12 protein-coding genes are annotated in these 17352 nt (G+C 71.9%); 6 read left to right on the top strand and 6 right to left on the bottom strand.

Features of this window, described 5'->3' with window-relative positions; genetic code table 11:
• Window positions 1-338 precede the first annotated feature (338 nt).
• The 5 genes from ACFPA8_RS02295 (at window position 339) to ACFPA8_RS02315 (ending at window position 8295) form a co-directional block, all read left to right on the top strand.
• Complete coding sequence (locus ACFPA8_RS02295) at window positions 339-2777, top strand: MMPL family transporter (RefSeq protein ID WP_386441443.1); 2439 nt, start codon at window positions 339-341, stop codon at window positions 2775-2777.
• Window positions 2778-2997: 220 nt separating this feature from the next.
• The gene (locus ACFPA8_RS02300; RefSeq protein WP_386441444.1) at window positions 2998-3369 is read left to right on the top strand and encodes a 5-carboxymethyl-2-hydroxymuconate Delta-isomerase; all 372 of its coding nucleotides are present in this window, start codon (window positions 2998-3000) and stop codon (window positions 3367-3369) included.
• The gene (locus ACFPA8_RS02305; protein WP_386441447.1) at window positions 3366-4250 is read left to right on the top strand and encodes a Gfo/Idh/MocA family protein; all 885 of its coding nucleotides are present in this window, start codon (window positions 3366-3368) and stop codon (window positions 4248-4250) included. Before ACFPA8_RS02300 ends, ACFPA8_RS02305 begins: the two co-directional genes overlap by 4 nt.
• A gap of 146 nt (window positions 4251-4396) precedes the next feature.
• A complete protein-coding gene (locus ACFPA8_RS02310) occupies window positions 4397-5053 on the top strand; it encodes a LuxR C-terminal-related transcriptional regulator (protein WP_386441449.1) in 657 nt (218 codons plus the stop codon).
• Between the two features lie 107 nt (window positions 5054-5160).
• Window positions 5161-8295 carry an alpha-N-acetylglucosaminidase gene (locus ACFPA8_RS02315; RefSeq protein WP_386441452.1) on the top strand — a complete coding sequence of 1045 codons (3135 nt, stop codon included), beginning with the start codon at window positions 5161-5163 and terminating at the stop codon, window positions 8293-8295.
• A gap of 132 nt (window positions 8296-8427) precedes the next feature.
• Here ACFPA8_RS02315 and ACFPA8_RS02320 read toward each other — a convergent pair whose 3' ends face one another.
• A complete protein-coding gene (locus ACFPA8_RS02320; RefSeq protein ID WP_386441453.1) occupies window positions 8428-8790 on the bottom strand; it encodes an ester cyclase in 363 nt (120 codons plus the stop codon).
• A gap of 312 nt (window positions 8791-9102) precedes the next feature.
• On the opposite strand from ACFPA8_RS02320, the gene ACFPA8_RS02325 reads away from it, so the two are divergent.
• The gene (locus tag ACFPA8_RS02325) at window positions 9103-11172 is read left to right on the top strand and encodes a hypothetical protein (protein ID WP_386441456.1); all 2070 of its coding nucleotides are present in this window, start codon (window positions 9103-9105) and stop codon (window positions 11170-11172) included.
• A 160-nt stretch (window positions 11173-11332) separates the two neighbouring features.
• On the opposite strand, the gene ACFPA8_RS02330 is transcribed toward ACFPA8_RS02325, so the two are convergent.
• The 5 genes from ACFPA8_RS02330 to ACFPA8_RS02350 all read right to left on the bottom strand — a co-directional run bounded on the left by ACFPA8_RS02330 (window position 11333) and on the right by ACFPA8_RS02350 (window position 17320).
• Complete coding sequence (locus ACFPA8_RS02330) at window positions 11333-12394, bottom strand: LacI family DNA-binding transcriptional regulator (protein ID WP_386442767.1); 1062 nt, start codon at window positions 12392-12394, stop codon at window positions 11333-11335.
• Complete coding sequence (locus ACFPA8_RS02335; protein WP_386441458.1) at window positions 12391-14061, bottom strand: glycoside hydrolase family 13 protein; 1671 nt, start codon at window positions 14059-14061, stop codon at window positions 12391-12393. Before ACFPA8_RS02335 ends, ACFPA8_RS02330 begins: the two co-directional genes overlap by 4 nt.
• Window positions 14062-14136: 75 nt before the next feature.
• Window positions 14137-14982, bottom strand: a complete 846-nt coding sequence (locus ACFPA8_RS02340) for a sugar ABC transporter permease (protein WP_386442770.1) — start codon at window positions 14980-14982, stop codon at window positions 14137-14139.
• Between the two features lie 2 nt (window positions 14983-14984).
• Window positions 14985-16022: a carbohydrate ABC transporter permease gene (locus tag ACFPA8_RS02345; protein ID WP_386441461.1), complete on the bottom strand. Its 1038-nt coding sequence runs from the start codon at window positions 16020-16022 to the stop codon at window positions 14985-14987.
• A gap of 20 nt (window positions 16023-16042) precedes the next feature.
• Window positions 16043-17320 (bottom strand): extracellular solute-binding protein, encoded by a 1278-nt coding sequence (locus tag ACFPA8_RS02350; protein WP_386441464.1) that lies wholly within the window; start codon window positions 17318-17320, stop codon window positions 16043-16045.
• Window positions 17321-17352 lie beyond the last annotated feature (32 nt).

Raw genomic sequence — 17352 nt, forward strand, 5'->3', positions numbered from 1 at the left:
TGCGTTGCGGGCACGCCAGCGCAGTTCCGCGTCCTCGACGAGCACTCCGGCCTTCTCCCGCTGGTTCACGGCAACGCTCCCTCTCCCCCGTACGCCCCCGCACCTCGGGCCGCTGTCCGGGGCCCTCCACCAGTCTGCGCCCGTCCCCGTGGCGCGGACACGGGGACCCGCACCCCGAAGGGGGTGTACCTGGCCCCACCCCCGCCCTCCTGCCGGCCCTGCCGCCGACGGGGGCCTCGGCGGTGCTGGAAGAGGGGGTCTCGGCGGCTGGGGCGGGGCGCGGCCGCTTTCTAGCGTCGTGATCTCGACCGACCGGCTCCGACGAGGGGAAATCAGCGATGCGACGCGACAGTTCGAGTCCGCCCGGGCCCGAGGGGCCGCACCGGGCGCCCGGTCCGCGGCTGCCGCAGGACGGACACGGGCAGGGTCTGGCCGCGCGGCTCGGCGGCTGGAGCACAGCTCACCGCAGGACCGCGATCGTCGGCTGGCTGCTGTTCGTCGTACTGGCCGCGACCGTCGGCGGCATGGCCGGCGTCGCCGAGGTGAGCCCGTCCGAGGGCGAGACGGGGGACTCCGCCCGCGCCACCCGGATCCTGGAGGAGGCCGGGATCGAGGAACCCGCCGGCGAGATGGTCATGGTGACCGGCGAGTCGCGCGAGCACTGGCAGCCGGTCGCCCGCGAGGTCGCCGAGGCCGTGAAGGCCACCGGCGAGGTGCGGCGGATGCGTCCTCCGGTGCCGTCGAAGGACGGCACCGCGGGGCTGCTGAACTTCCAGGTGAAGGGTGACGCGGAGACCGCCGGCGACCGCGTGCAGCCGGTCGTGGACGCGGTGGGGAAGGTACGGGCGGCGCACCGCGGTGACGGCGTCGAACTCCACCAGTACGGCCAGGCCAGCGCCGACAAGTGGCTCGGCGAGATGCTGAGCGACGACTTCGCCAAGGCCGAGTGGACAGCCGTACCGCTCGCCCTGGGGATCCTGCTGGTCGCGTTCGGGGCGCTGGTCGCCGCGCTGCTGCCCGTCGCGCTGGCCGTCACCGCGTTCGTCGCCGCCAACGGGCTGCTGGCGCTGGCCAGCCATCAGCTGCACATCTTCGACACCACCAGTTCCGTGATGCTGCTGATGGGTCTCGCGGTGGGCATCGACTACTGCCTGTTCTACCTGCGCCGGGAACGCGACGAACGGGCTGCGGGCCGGGACCCCGGGACGGCCCTGCGCATCGCCGCCGCCACCAGCGGACGTGCGGTGCTGGTGTCCGGGCTCACGGTGATGGTGGCCATGGCGGGCCTCTTCCTGTCCGGGCTCCTGATGTTCAAGGGCTTCGCCGTCGCCGTCATCCTCGTCGTCCTCATCGCCGTGCTCGGTTCCGTGACGATCCTGCCCGCTCTGCTCTCGTGGCTCGGGGACCGCGTGGAGCGGGGGAGGCTGCCCTGGCGGCGCCGCACGGACGGAACCGCCGGGCACGGCCGCGGGACGGCGCCGGCGCGGGAGAGCGGACGCGTCTCGGCCGCGGTGCTGCGACCCGTACTGGCGGCGCCGGGCGTCTTCGCGGTCCTGGCCGCGGTGGCCATGCTGGCGCTGTCCGCGCCGGCGCTCGGCATCAAGACCGAACAGCTCTCCCTCGACAAGCAGATGCCCTCCGACTCGCCGCTGCGGATCAGCTCGGAAGCGATCAGCGAGACCTTCCCAGGGGGGCCCACTCCGGCGCGTGTCGTGGTCGGGACCCGCAACGTGGACGCACCGGCAGTGCGGCGGGCTCTGGCGGACTTCACCCGCCAGGTCCGCGCCGACGGGGCCTTCGGCAAGGATGTGAAGACCACCGTGCATCCCGGCTCGGACGTCGTCCAGGTCCTCGTCCCCCTGGCGGGCGACGGCACCGACGCCACTTCGAAGGCCGCGGTCGGCACGCTCCGCGAGAGCCTCGTTCCCCGCACGCTGGAGCCGGTGGCCGAGGACTCGAAGGCCTACGTGGGCGGTGAGACGGCGAGTTCGATGGACTTCAACGACCAGTTGAGCCGGGGGATCGTGCCGGTCTTCCTCTTCATCACGGCCGTGACCTTCCTGCTGATGCTCGTCTGCTTCCGTTCGCTGCCCGTCGCCGCCGCGTCCGTCGTGCTCAACCTGCTGTCGGTGGGGGCGGCGTACGGCGTGATGACAGCCGTCTTCCAGCACGGCTGGGGAGCCGGGCTGCTGGGCACGGAGGCGGTCGGCGCGATCGAGTCGTGGATGCCGCTGTTCGTCCTCGTGGTGCTGTTCGGGCTGTCGATGGACTACCACGTCTTCGTGGTCTCGCGGATCCGCGAGGCCCATGACCGGGGTGCGGAGACGAAGGAGGCGATCCGCGAGGGCGTACGCGCCACCGCGGGTGCGGTGACCGGTGCAGCAGTGATCATGGTGGCGGTCTTCGCGGTGTTCGGAACCCTGTCGATGCAGGACATGCAGCAGATGGGCGTCGGCCTCGCGGTGGCGGTGCTGCTGGACGCGACGGTCGTACGGATGGTGCTCCTCCCCGCGGTGATGACCCTGCTCGGGGAGCACAACTGGTACCTGCCGCGCTGGCTCCGCCGGCTCCCCGACCCGGAGCACGGAGCGTCCGCGGGAACGCTCCCGGCAGCCGCCGGCGGGGCGAACGGCGCCGCGGCGCGCGCGGGTGCCGGAGCGGGCGCACCCGGGGACGGCCGTCCCGACAGCGGGGGTTCCGACAGCAGGGGTTCCGACAGCGGGGGTTCCGACAGCGGGGGTCCGGGCCGTCCGGACGTCCCGGCCGCACGCCGCTGAACCGGCGGCGCGGCGCCGGACGCGCCCTCGTCCCACGGTCCGCACCAGGGTGGCCGGGGCGCGTTCCGGCGTCCCGGCACCCGGTCGCGGAACAGGCCGCACGGCCGGTTTCCGCAGGTCAAGGACCTCTTCCCGCAGCACGCTCCACCACCGGACGCCCGTTCCCCCGGTCCGGCGAGCTTCTCCCGTGAGGCGCCGCGGCACCCCGTACCCTGCCCCCATGCCGCACATCACCGTCGACTATTCCGATGTCCTCGCCGAGACCTTCGACCGCCGCGGCTTCGGCCTCGCCCTGCATCCGCTGCTCGCGCGCACCGTGGAGGGCTCCGTCGCAGGCTGCAAGACCCGCTTCCGGCAGATCGAGGAGTGTGTGATCGCGGACGGTGCGGACGAGGTCGCCATGCTCCACGTGGAGGTGGCCCTGCTGTCCGGACGTACGCCCGAGGCGAAGGCGGAACTCTCCCGCGCGGTGCTCGGGCTCGCCCGGGACCACGTCAAGCCCATGCCCGGCATCACCCTGCACACTTCCGTCGACGTCTGCGACGTGGCCCGCGGCAGCTACGCCAGTCACACCGGAGAGGAACGCGCATGAAGTTCGGACTGCTCGGCACGGGCCCCTGGGCGGCGAGCACGCACGGCCCCGCACTCGCGACGCACAAGGACGCGCAGCTGACCGGCGTGTGGGGCCGCCGCCCGGAGGCCGCCCGTGCTCTCGCCGACGAGCTGGGGACCCGCCCCTACGACGACGTGGACGCGCTGCTCAGCGACTGCGACGCCGTCGCCGTGGCGCTTCCCCCCGACGTGCAGGCCCCGTTGGCGGTACGCGCGGCCGGAGCGGGCTGCCACCTGCTGCTGGACAAGCCCGTCGCGACAACGCCCGAGGCCGCCCGGCAGGTGTCGGACGCCGTACGGGCGGCGGGCGTCGCCTCGGTCGTCTTCTTCACGCTCCGCTTCAGCGGACCGACGGCGTCGTGGATCGAGGAACAGGCAGGCATCGAGGGCTGGTTGACCGGCCGGGCGGACTGGCTCTCCCCCGTCTTCGGCGGGGGCGACTCCCCGTACACGGCATCGCCCTGGCGCCGCGAGAGGGGCGCGCTGTGGGACGTCGGGCCGCATGCGCTGTCCGTGCTGCTTCCCGTGCTGGGGGATGTGGACGACCTCGAAGATGTCCGTGCCGCGCGGGGCGCGGGCGACACCGTCCACGTCGTTCTGCGCCACGAGCGGGGAGCGTCGAGCACGTGCACGCTCAGCCACTCCATGCCGCCGGCCGCCTCCGGCGTCTCCGCCGAGCTGCGGGGCTCCGCGGGGACGGCGCGGCTGCCCGAGCGGGACGAGTCACCGGTGGACGCCTTCGCCCGCGCCGTCGACGCCCTGGACGAGTCGGCTCGTACGGGCAGGGCGCACCCCTGCGACGTGCGCTTCGCGCAGCGCGTCACGGAGATCCTCGCGCAGGTGGAGTCGGCCCTCGGCTGACGGGGCGTCATCCCCTGCCGTGCCGGGGGCGCCCGGACGGCCGATGTGCGACCGTCCCCACGGGTCGTCCTGAACGCGCGCTGGTCACGGTGCCAGGCCGGTAGATTCGGGGCACATCCCAGCTTCCCGGCCCTCGTGGAGATCCCGTGCGCGTTGTCATCGCCGAAGACCTGTTCCTGTTGCGCGACGGCCTGGTCCGGATGCTGGAGGCGTTCGGCTTCGAGATCGCCGCGGCAGTGGACAACGGGCCGGAGCTGAGCCGGGCCCTCGACGAACTCGAACCGGACGTCGCAGTCGTCGACGTCCGCCTGCCGCCCTCCTTCAGCGACGAGGGCCTCCAGTGCGCCCTCGAAGCCCGCCGCAAGCGCCCCGGCCTGCCCGTACTCGTCCTCTCCCAGCACGTCGAGCAGCTCTACGCCCGTGAGCTGCTCGCCGACGGGACCGGCGGCGTCGGCTATCTCCTCAAGGACCGGGTCTTCGACGCGGAGCAGTTCATCGACGGGGTGCGGCGGGTCGCCGAAGGCGGCACGGCGATGGACCCGCAGGTGATCCAGCAGCTGCTCTCACGCCGTGCTCAGGACGAACCTATGGCGAAACTCACAGCCCGCGAGAAGGAGGTGATGGAGCTGATGGCGCAGGGACGTTCGAACGCGGCGATCGCCACCCAACTCTTCGTCACCGAGCGGGCCGTGGCCAAGCACACCTCCAACATCTTCGGAAAGCTGGACCTTCCGCCCTCCGACGACGACAACCGCCGTGTACTCGCAGTCCTCGCATATCTGGACGGAGCAGACAGGGGCTGACGGGCCGCGGCGTGCCGCGCCTCTCGTGCCGACAGACGCCACTCCATTAGCGTGCGCACCACATGTGACAGCTGTGAGCAGCAACGACGTGAGAAGTGGAGCACGACGTGGAGGACATCAACAGACGCACACTTCTGGGCACGGCCGGGGCGATCGGAGCGGGCGCGGCGCTCGGCGGCAGCGCCAACCCGGCCGCCGCCGAGGTCGCCGCCGAGGTCGCCGCCGGCCGGGACGCCCGTCGCGCGGACACCGACATGGGGCCCGCCCAGGCCGCGGTGCGGCGGCTGTTGCCCGACCACGCCGGCCAGATCTCCTTCACCGCGCTGACGAGCGGCAAGGAACGCTTCAAGGTGTCCGGGAGCGAGGGCGCCGTCGAGATCGCGGGCAGTTCCCCCGCCGTGGCGCTGACCGGTCTGCACTGGTACCTCAAGTACACCTGCCACGCGCACGTCTCCTGGGCGGGCAGCCAGCTCGACCTGCCCGCGAAGCTGCCCGCACCCGGCAGCCCGCACGAGCACAGCGCAACCGTGGCGCACCGCTTCATGCTCAACGACACCCACGACGGTTACACCGCCCCCTACGCCGACTGGGACCACTGGGAGCGGTTCATCGACGTGATGGCGCTGCACGGCTGCAACGAAGTCCTGGTGACGACCGGTTCGGAAGGCGTCTACCACCGGCTGCTGAAGGACTTCGGCTACTCCGACGCCGAGGCGCGCAGCTGGATCCCCGCCCCCTCCCACCAGCCGTGGTGGCTGCTGCAGAACCTCTCCGAGTACGGCGGCCCCGTCTCCGCCGGACTGCTGGAGCGCCGTACGGAGCTCGGCCGCCGCATCGTGGCGAGGCTGCGTGAACTGGGCATGCACGCCGTGCTGCCGGGCTACTTCGGCACGGTGCCCGACGACTTCGCGGACCGTAACCCGGGCGGGAGGACCGTCCCGCAGGGCGACTGGAACGGGCTGACGCGGCCGGCCTGGCTCGATCCGCGCACCGCTGTCTTCCGCAAGGTCGCCGCGGCCTACTACGCACACCAGAAGGACCTCTTCGGCGAGATCCGGCACGTCAAGATGGACCTGCTGCACGAGGGCGGCAAGGCCGGTGACGTGCCCGTCCCGGACGCCGCACGCGCCGTGGAGAAGGCGCTGCAGACCGCGCTGCCCGGCGCGACCTGGGTGATCCTCGGCTGGCAGCACAACCCGCGCCGCGAACTCCTCGACGCCCTGCGGCACAAGGACCGCGCGATGGTCGTCGACGGGCTCTCCGACCTGGAGAAGATCACCGACCGGGAGAAGGACTGGGGCGGCGTCCCCTACGCCTTCGGCACCATCCACAACTTCGGCGGACGCACCACGGTCGGCGCCAAGACCCACATGTGGGCCGACCGGTTCGCCGCGTGGCGCGACAGGGCCGGCAGCAAGCTCGTGGGCACCGCGTACATGCCGGAGTCCACCCACCGCGACCCCGCGGCGTTCGAGCTGTTCAGCGAACTGGCGTGGCGTCAGGAACCCGTCGACCGCGACCAGTGGTTCGCCGACTACGCGAAGCTGCGCTACGGCGGCGACGACGCCCGGGCCCGCAGCGCGTTCGCCACTCTGCGCAGCACCGCCTACGAGATCAGCAGCACGGACGGACGTCCCCACGACAGCATCTTCTCCGCCCGGCCCAGCCTCTCCGCCCGCTCGGGTGCCCACTACGCCACCAAGAGTCCGGCCTTCGACCTCGCGGACTTCGACCCGGCACTCACGGCGCTGCTGGACGTGGCGGAGTCGCTGCGCGGCAGCGACGCCTACCGCTACGACCTCGCGGACACGGCGCGGCAGGCCCTCGCCAACCGGTCCTGGCTGCTGATCGGCCAGCTCAAGTCGGCGTACGAGCGCGAGGACCTCGCCGGATTCCGCAGACTCAGCACGCAGTGGCTCTCCCTGATGAGGCTGAGCGAGGAGGTCGCCGACACGCACCGCTCGTTCCTGCTCGGCCCGTGGCTCGCCGACGCCCGTCGTCAGGCGGGCAGCGCCGCGGACGAGCAGGACCGGCTGGAGCGCACCGCCCGTACCCTGCTCGGCCCGTGGGCGGACCGTCCCGCCGCGGACAAGGGCAAGCTCGCCAATTACGCCAACCGCGACTGGCAGGGCCTCATCGGCGACTACCACCTCCCCCAGTGGCGCGCCTACCTGGAGGCGCTGGAGGACGCGCTGGCGCAGGGCAACGCGCCCAAGTCCTTCGACTGGTACGAACTCGAAGCGGCCTGGACCCGGGAGCGCAAGGAGTATCCGCAGCGCCCCTCCGGCGACGCCTACCGCACCGCCCAGCGCGTGCACACCGCACTGGCCAAGGCTCCGTTCCAGGGCAGCGTCGAGGTCAAGTCCGACCCGGCGACGCTGGAGCCCGGCGCCACCGGCGACTTCGACGCCGTCTTCCGCAACGAGAACGGCCTGCGGCCCACCGGGACCGTCGACTTCTCCCTCACCGGCCTCCGGGACGCCGAACCGCAAGGCTCCACCTCCGTCCTCCAGGTCCGGCAGGGCGAGAGGGCCACCGTGAAGTGGCGGGTCCGCGCGCCGAAGGACAAGCTGAAGGAGCCGCTGAGGCCGATGGACTACGAGCTGACGGTGGAGTACGGCCCGGAGGGCGAACGCCGGGTGCGGATGCCCCACCAGGGCAAGCTGTACGTCGCCGGGCCGCTGGACGACGGCCTCTCGACGTTCACCACCAACGACGCCGTGTTCGGTCAGCTCGGCCGACGCTTCGCGATCAACGGCGCCGGCGACGACATGTGGAAAGGCACCTCGCACTTCGGTGCCGTCTACCGGGCGGGCGCCCTGCGGGACGGCGTCTCCGTGACGGTCCGGGTCACCTCGCAGGAGGTCACCGGCCCGTGGGCCCGCGCGGGCATCATCGCGCGCAACGACCTGCCGGGTACGGGTTCACCGGGGTTCGTGAACCTCTCCGTCACCCCCGCCAACGGCGTGGTGCTCTCCTACGACTCCGACGGCGACGGCGAACTCGACACCTTCAAGCAGGTCACCGGCGTGACGGCCCCGGTACTGCTGCGCCTGACGCGCGACGGGCAGACCTTCCGGGGCGCCCTGTCCACGGACGACGGTGCCGGCTGGCGCTCCGTGGGGACGGTGCAGGTGCCCGCCGCGGGGTCACACCAGGACGTGGGCCTGTTCATGTCGGCGACGAACGGCGGCAACGGGGCACGTGGCACGGTCGAGTTCGAGGACTTCGACGTCCGCTGAGGAAGGGCCGGGTCCGGGGTGCCGTCCCGGACCCGGCGCCCGCGCCGGGTCCGGGACCGCGGCCGTGCGCGGCGGTTCCGTGGGTGCCTCGGCGGCAGCGGCAGACGCGCCGGCCGCTGCGGACCTCGTACGTCAGGACAGCACCACCGTTGCCACCCAGTACTCGGCGAACAGGCCGCCGCGGGCCCGCAGGATGTCGTTCCCGATGAACCGCGCGGTGCCCTGCGGCAGTTGCCCGCTCCCGGTCCAGCGGCCCGCGACCATGTCGCCGTCCACGAACGGGCCGACCTCCCGCGTGAAGGAGACGCCGTCGAACATCTCGTGGGTCTCGCGGACGGCCGCGGCGAGCTCGCCGGGGCCGTGCACCTCGCGGTCCGGCCAGTGGCCCACGAAGTCGGGGGTGACGATCTCGGCGGCCACTGAGGGGTCCCCGTTCCACAGGTCCTCCAGCCACCGGCCGTAGAGGGCGTGCAACGGCGTGGGGTGCTCGGTCATCTTCGCGCTCCTTCTGATTCCGGCTTGTTCGGCGTGCTTCCCGTTCCCCGGCGTTCCCCGGCGTTCTCCGCGACCTCCGCGACCTCCGGCTTCGGGCTCCGGCTTCGGGCTCCGGCTCTTTCCGGCGTCCCCAGGGGTCCTCCGGAGTCCGGGGAAGAGCCTGCTCCAGGTTCCGTCGAACAGGCCCCCGCCCGCCCTGCGACGCACGGGCCACGGGCACGGCCGTCCGGCGAGGCGCACCGTGTCTGCCGCGCCGCTCGCGCGGTGCGGCCCGTCAGGTGACCAACGTCCCGCTCGTTCGTTCTCGCTCACGTGGCCCTTTCGGAAGCGACTTCCCAGCAGACCCCCCGTACACAGCTCCCGTCCCTGGACGTACAGCAGGCCGAAGCCGCGCTCGTGGAGCACTACCCACGCCTCGTGCGGCTCGCCTATCTGGTGCTGCCGCCCTCACTCGCACGGCAGCGACGGGTACTGGCGGCGCACTCGCTCGTACAGCGCGCCCTGCCGCGCAGCCGGGACGCCGCCGCTACGGGACCGCTTCCCCCGCAGCGCAGCCATGGTGCGGCAGCCGGCACGGGCGACGCCACCGGCACCGGCGACGGGACGAGCGGGCGGACCGGTCCGGCGGGTGAGGTCTGCCTCTGGCTCGCGGCACGGATGCTCAGCGAGGCGCTCGCCGGTGAACGTACCCGCCGCATCGGCCCGTTGCCCCTGCCCCGGCTGCCCCGGCGTCCCGGTCTTCTCCCTCAGGTGTTCGGTCTGCGCCTCTTCCCGCGCTCGGGCGGTGCCGACGAACTCGCCCTGGACGAAGCGCTGTCCGAGGTCTCGGGTGCGGCGCGGGCGGCCTACGCGCTGCGCGGCCTGGAGGGCCTGGCGGACGGTGAGATCCACGCCATGCTCGGCGAGGCCGGCGTGCGGGACCCCGCGGCGGCGCTGCGGGAGGCGGACGGAATCCGGGCGCCCGCGGGCAGCAAGGACCGGTCGCTGCTGGCGTCCCCCGAGTTCGACCCGTGCTCGTTGCAGGCCAGGCCCACCGACCTGACGCGGCGCCGCCAGCACGGCCGCGCCGCGCTCGTGGCGGCCGTGGCTCTCGCCGTGTGCGGTGCGCTGCTGGGACTTCCGGGCGGCGCCTGGGGTCCGGACGGCGCCGCCGCGCCGCCCTACGCACGCAATCCCGTCGCCGAAAAGGCCCTCGATCCGGGCGCGTTGGTGCGCGTTCCGGCCGGCACCTGGAAGCGGGCCTCCCGCCCCGACTTCTCCGTCTGGCCTGCTCGCGGTGAACTCACCGGCAACCAGGCCCTGTTGCGCCGTGCACTGGCCGTATGGGCCCGGCCCGGCCCGCAGGTGAGGGTCTCCGCGACCCGCGGCACCTCCCCCGGTCCGCCGACGGGCCCGCCCCATCTGCTGTACGCAGGACGGCTCGACGGCGCGCAGGTCGTCGTTCTCCACGACGGTCTGCGAGTCGCGCGCTACGCCGAGCCGGAGGGGGCGGAGGAGGGCGGTGCCGTGCTCGACCTGGCGCGTACGGACGGCGCGGACATGGCCACCTCCGCCGCCCTCGTCGTCTCCCGCAGCGACTCCAACGTCCGCTATCTGACAGCTCCCTGGGTCACCGGGGCAGCCGAGACGGATCTGCTGCAGCCGGACGACTCCGGCCGCGCGCTCAGGAGGGAGCACGACGGGGTGCTGGCCTCGCTGACGGGGCCCAGGGTCTCGCGTGACTGCTCACGCTGGCCGGGACTGATGCTCACCTCCGAGACGGACTCCGGCCGTCCGAAGAAGCGTCTCTACACCGACCTTGGCGAACTGCCGGCCGTCCGGCTCACCTACGGGTCTCCGCGCCGCAAGGCGCGCGAGGCGACGGGAGAGCGTGCCCGCACACGTCTGGCGCACACGTCGTGCGGGATGCGCACGCTGGTGGGAAGCGGTACGCGGTCGGTCAACACCTGGCGTTTCAAGCAGCAGTCGCTGCCGGAGAGTGAGGGCATCGCTTCCTGGACGTGCACCCGCGCGGAGACCTGGCGGGGCGAAGGAGCGCAGGCCCTGGGCGGATTCCAGCCGCCCGCGGACGAGTCCGACGAGCCCGCCACGCTCACGGCCCGGGCGGTGGACACCCCCTCGTGCGGCAAGCGCGAACCGAACGTGGTCAGCGCCACACGCTGGAAGTCCCAGGCCGGCAACTGGTATGTGCTGGCGGCGGGTTCGTCGAAGGTGACGGGCATCAAGGCCAAGGGCAGGGGCGAGGGGAGCCCGAGCGGCTTCTCGACCGACCGTACGCTCACGCTCACCGCGACGAAGCGGGCGAAGGTGAAGCTGACGGCCCGGCTCTCGAACGGCGAGACCCTGCCCGCGCTGCGCTCGACACCGGGCGCACGCCGCTGAGTTGGGGTCCGCCCGCCGGATCGCCCGTCCCCCCGCGGACTCCGGCCCCTGCCACGGGGGCGTGTGCCGCGGCAGGGGTGGGACCGGCCCGACCGGCCGGGCGCGTGCGGCTCGCGTGTACGGGCCGCCGGCCGGCCGGACCGGAGTGGGGAAGCCGGCGTCAGGTGCTCCCGGCCCGGGGGCGTCCCGCGCCGTGGGGCGCCTGCCCCGTGGAGCCGCGCACGACGAGTTCCGGCTGGAAGACGAACTCCGTCTGGGGCACCGGGTTCTGGCGGATCTCCTCCAGCAGCGTGTGCACGGCGGCGTTGGCCATGGCACGTACCGGCTGACGCACGGTCGTCAGCGGCGGATCGGTGAAGGCGATCAGCTCCGAGTCGTCGTAGCCGACCACGGACACGTCCCTCGGCACGTCGAGTCCCCGCGCCCTGGCTGCTCTCACCGCGCCCAGCGCCATCAGGTCGCTGCCGCACACGAGGCCGGTGCAGCCCTCGTTGAGCAGGTCGTCGGCCGCGGCGTGCCCGCCCTCCACGGTGAAGAGGGTGTGACGCACCAGGCCCGCGGCGGCCGTGCCCGCGTCGCTCCCCCCGTCCTCGAGGGCGGCGAGGAAGCCCTCCGTCTTGCGCCGGGCGGGGACGAACCGGTCAGGCCCCACGGCGAGTCCGAGCCGGTCGTGCCCCAGATCCCGCAGGTGGCGTACGGCGATCCGGGAGGACGCGGCGTCGTCCGGTGAGACGAACGGTGCCGCGATGCGGTCGTTGTAGCCGTTGACGAGGACGAACGGCACCCCACGGGTGGCGAGCCGTGCGTACCGGCCCGGATCCGCGGACAGGTCGGCGTGCAGCCCGGAGAGGAAGATGATGCCGGTGACGGCGCGTTCGACGAGCTGGTCCACCAGTTCGTCCTCGGTCGCTCCGCCGGGCATCTGGGTGCCGAGCACCGGCGTGTAGCCGTAGCCCGTCAGCGCCTGCTCGATGACCTGCGCGAAGGCCGGGAAGATCGGGTTCGTCAGCTCCGGGATGACGAGCCCGACGAGCCCGGCGCTGCGCTGCCGCAGCCGCACGGGCCGGTCGTAGCCGAGCACGTCGAGCGCGGCGAGCACCCGCTGCCGGGTCGAATCGGCCACACCCGCCTTCCCGTTGAGGACGCGGCTGACGGTGGCTTCGCTGACCTGTGCCTGTCCTGCGATGTCGGCGAGGCGGGTGGCGGGCAGCACCGCCGTCATGCGACGGGCCCGGTGGTCCACCAGGCAGTGGTGTCCGTGGGGAGGACTTCACCGCCTTCGTACGGACCGCTGGCGAGCAGCAACTTCCCCGGGCGTGCGGGCAGTTCGACCGGCTTGTCGCCCGTGTTGGCCGTGCAGACGAAGCTTCCCCGCCGGAAGGCGAGCACTCCGTCCGGTGCGGGCAGCCACTCCACCGACTCACCCGCGCCGAGGCCGGGTTGCTCGCGCCGGATGCGCAGCGCAGCGCGGTACATCTCCAGGGTGGAGCCCTCGTCGCCGCTCTGCGCGGCCACCGAGAGCTCGCTCCACTCCTCCGGCTGCGGCAGCCAGCTGCCGCCCGTGCCGAACCCGTAGGAACTTCCCCGCCTCTCCCACGGCAAGGGCACCCGGCAGCCGTCGCGGAGCCCGTCCTGGCCGCTTTCGCGGAAGAAGGACGGATCCTGACGGACCTCGTCGGGCAGGTCGGTGACCTCCGGCAGGCCCAGCTCCTCGCCCTGGTAGACGTACGCGGATCCGGGCAGGGCCAGCATCAGCAGCGAGGCGGCACGTGCACGGGGAAGGCCGCCGCCGAGCCGGGTGCGGTGGCGTACGACGTCGTGGTTCGAGAGCACCCAGGTCGCCGGGGCGCCGACGGGACGCATGGCCTCCAGCGATTCGGTGATGACGGCGCGCAGCGCGCCGGCGTCCCAGTCCGTCTGCAGGTAGTGGAAGTTGAAGGCCTGGTGCAGCTCGTCGGGGCGTACGTACAGGGCGGTCCGCTCGGAGCTGGGCGCCCACGCCTCGGCGACGCCGATCCGCTCGCCGGGGTACTCCTCGAAGACCTTCCGCCAGTCGCGGTAGATCTCGTGCACGCCGTCCTGGTCGAAGAACGGCAGCTGCTCGCTGCCCAGCAGCCGCAACTGCCCGGGGCTGCCCATGTCGGGAAGGCCGGGTGCCTTGACCATTCCGTGTGCGACGTCGACGCGGAAGCCGTCGACGCCCAGATCCAGCCAGAAGCGCAGCACGGTGCGGAACTCGTCGCGTACGGCGGGGTGTTCCCAGTTGAAGTCCGGCTGTTCCGGCGCGAAGAGGTGCAGGTACCACTCGCCGTCCCCGACGCGCGTCCAGGCCGAACCGCCGAAGACGGACTCCCAGTCGTTGGGCGGCAGTTCACCGTTCTCACCCTTGCCCGGCCGGAAGTGGTAGCGGGCCCGCGCGGGTGAGCCGGGGCCCTCCCGGAGCGCACGCCGGAACCATTCGTGCCGGTCGGAGGAGTGGTTGGGCACGATGTCGACGATGACGCGCAACCCCAGCCCGTGCGCGTCCTCGATCAGGGCGGCGGCGTCGGAGAGTTCACCGAAGAGGGGGTCGACGGAGCGGTAGTCGGTCACGTCGTAGCCGCCGTCGGCCTGCGGCGAGGCGTAGAACGGGCTGAGCCACACGGCGTCCACGCCGAGCCGCGCGAGGTACGGCAACCGGGCGCGTACGCCCGCGAGATCGCCCATGCCGTCGCCGTCGCCGTCGGCGAAGGAACGCGGATAGATCTGGTAGATCACCGCCTCCCGCCACCAGTCCGTGCGGCCCTTCTCCGTGGCCGCACGGGCGTCCTGCGCCGGGGCGCCCTCCGGGCCGCGCCCGGTGACCGGGGTCGGCGCAGCCATGGGGGCGGGGTCGAGATGCTGGGTCATGTCATCCCTGTGGGTCGGAAGAGGAAGCGGTCTGCGGCGTTCGGGCGGTCCGTGGCCGGTGCACGGCGGAGGGCGTCAGGATTTCGTCGCACCCGCGGTGAGGCCGGCGACCAGGTGCCGCTGCGCGAAGCCGAAGACGACGGCCGCCGGCACGGCGATGATGACCGCGGCCGCGGTCATCGAGCCCCAGTCCGCTCCGTAGCGGTTGACGAAGGTCTGCAGGCCGCCGGCGAGGGTGAGGTTCTCCTCGCCGGTCATGAAGGCGGTGGCGTAGGCGACTTCGGCCCAGGCGGTCACGAAGGTGTAGAAGCCGGTGACGGCGAGACCCGGCCTGGCCAGCGGAAGCACGAGCCGCCAGAACGTGCCGAACGGGTTGAGCCCGTCGACGCGTCCGGACTCGTCGATGTCGACGGGGATGCTGTCGAAGAAGCCCTTCATCATCCAGGCGCAGAACGGCACCGCGACCGTCAGATACGTGATGATCAGGCCGACGGGCTGGTTCAGCAGGCCCAGGCGCGCCAGAGTGTTGTAGAGCGGCACGATCAGCACCGCCATCGGGAACATCTGCGTGATGAGCAGCACCCACATCAGCGGACGCATCCCGGGGAAGCGGAAGCGGCTGATGGCGTAGCCGGTCGTGGCGGCGATGAAGACTCCGACGACGGTCGTACCGACCACCACGAGCAGCGAGTTGCCGAACCAGGTCAGGAAGTAGGTGTCGGCGACGACGTGTTCGTAGTTGTCCACCGTGAAGTTCTTGACCAGTGCGGTCGAGAAGGACTCGCTCTTGGGTTTGAACGAGGTCACCAGAAGCCACAGCGGCGGGAACAGCGCGACGAGGGATGCGGCCAGCAGCCCTGCGTGCAGCCCGAACGAGGCCAGCGGGCCCCGCTCGCCCCGGGTGCGAAGCGCGGAACGCATCGTCACCACACCTCCCCCTGGCGGCGCAGTGCCCGCCGGTAGACGATCGTGAAGAGCGAGAGCAGCACCAGGATGAGTACGCCCCATGCCGCCGAAGTGGCGAAGTCCCGTGGGCTGTTGATGAAGGAGAGCCGGAAGGCGTACGTCACCAGGATCTCCGTGGAGTCCTCCGGGCCGCCCCTGGTGAGCAGGTAGATCACCGGGAACATGTTGAAGGTCCAGATGGTGCTGAGCAGGACGACCGTGCTGCTGACCGTGCGTACTCCGGGCAGCGTGATGTTGCGGAACCGCTGCCAGGGCCCGGCGCCGTCCATCTCGGCCGCCTCGTACAGCTCGCCCGGTATGCCCTGCAGGGCACCGAGCATCGCCACGATCATGAAGGGGACGCCCAGCCAGACGTTCACCGCGATGACGGCGACCTTGGCCCAGGTGGGATCGCCCAGCCAGGGCACCGCGTCGATGCCGCCGCCGTCGAGCACCTGGTTGAGCAGTCCGCTCTTCTCGTTGAACAGCATCTTCCAGGCGAAGACGGAGACGAACGCCGGAATGCCCCACGGCACGATCATCGCGATGCGGTAGAACGACCGCCCGCGCACCTGCCTGTTGAGCATGACGGCCAGCACCAGGCCGAGTCCGAAGGTGAAGCCGACGCAGCCGGCCGTCCACACCACCGTCCAGCCCAGCCGGTCCCAGAAGACACTGTCCCCGAGGATCTCCGTGTAGTTCTCGAGGCCGGTGAACCGGTACGTCGACGGGATGTGGTTGACGCCGATGGTGCGCTCGACGTTGGCCTCGTCCGCGTCCGTGAGGGACAGGTAGACGCCACGCAGCAGCGGATACCCGATGATGACGCCGATGACGAGGACGACCGGGGCGACCATCGCCCAGGCGTACCAGTGACGCGCCACCGCCCTGCGCAGCCTGGCGGCACCCGTGCCGCCGCCGCTCTTCTTCGCAGTCCCCCGCCCGCGACCGCCGGCGGCACCCTTCTCGCCGCCTGCGGTCGCGGGCGCCGACCGGCTGGTGGTCTCCACAGCCATGCCTTCCGCCCCGTCCCCTTCTACTTGTAGTCCTTCAGCAGCTTGCGGAACCCGTCGCCGACCTTGTCGGCGGCGGCGTCGGGGCTGCGGCTGCCGGTGAGGACCGCGTCCATCTGTCCGCGGACGGGCTCGAAGAGCGAGTTGCCCTCGGCGATCCACGGGCGCTGCACGGCCTCGTCGACTGCGGGCTTGAAGAACTCGACCATCTTGTTCTCGCGCACCGAGGGCTCGTCGTAGACGGACTCACGGGTCGGGAGCAGGCTCAGCTCCTCCGTCGTGCGCTGCTGGACCTCGGCGGAGCTCATGTACTTGGCGAACTCCTGCGCCGTCCGCAAGTTCTTGCTGCCCGCGTACACGGAGAGGTTCCAGCCGCCCTGCGGTGAGCCGCGGCCCTTGCTGCCGGCGGGGACGGGCGCGACTCCGAGGTTGGCCTTGTCGTCCTTGAACTGCTTGCCCTGCTGGGCACCGGCGATGTCCCACGGACCGTCGATGATCATGGCGACGTCGCCGTCCTGGAAGGCCTTGAGGCCGTTCTCCTGGCCGTCGCTGCTGTCCGTCACCGCGGCGCCGGAGTCGACGAGGTCCTTCATCCTGGCGAAGGCCTTGCCGCCTGCCGGGTCGTCCACGGTGACCTTCTTGGCCGTGGGGTCGACGAGGTCGCCGCCCTCGCCGTAGAGGTACGGCAGGAACCAGTAGGGGTCGTCCCCGCGCAGGTACAGCGCCGTCTTGCCGGTCTTGTTCTTGATCTTCTTGGCGGACTTCTTCAACTCGTCGAAGGACTTGGGTACTTCGACCCCGGCCTTCTTGAGCATCTTCTTGTTGTAGAAGAGGCCGAGCGTGTCGGTGACCTGCGGCACCGCGTAGGTCTTGCCCTTGAAGCGGGTGCTGCCGGCGGCCGTCTCGAGGTAGTCGGACGGCTTGTCGATCGCGGGTGTGCCGTCCAGCGGCGCGAGGTAGCCGAGGTTGGCGAAGTCGGCGACCCAGGCGACCTCGGTGCGCATCACGTCGGGGGCACCGGAGTTGCCGCCTGCCGCGTTCTTGAACTTCTGGTTCGCGTCGCCGAAGTTGACGTGCACGTACTTCACGTCGACCTTCGGGTGCTTCTTCTCGAAGTCCTCCGCGATCTTCTTGTACGTGCCCTTCTCGGCGTCGTTCGAGGTGTCCCAGTAGGTGACGGTTCCGGCTATCTCGCCGCCGCCACCGCTCTGGTCGCTCTGGTCCTCCCCGCCGCAGGCCGTCGCCGTCGCCGTGAGCGCAAGCACCGCGGCCGCCGCGATGACCCCTCTGCTTCGCCGCATGTCCATCCCCTCCACGTGTGCGTCCCTCGGCC

Source organism: Streptomyces ovatisporus (assembly GCF_042653885.1).
Taxonomy (GTDB): Bacteria; Actinomycetota; Actinomycetes; order Streptomycetales; family Streptomycetaceae; genus Streptomyces; species Streptomyces ovatisporus.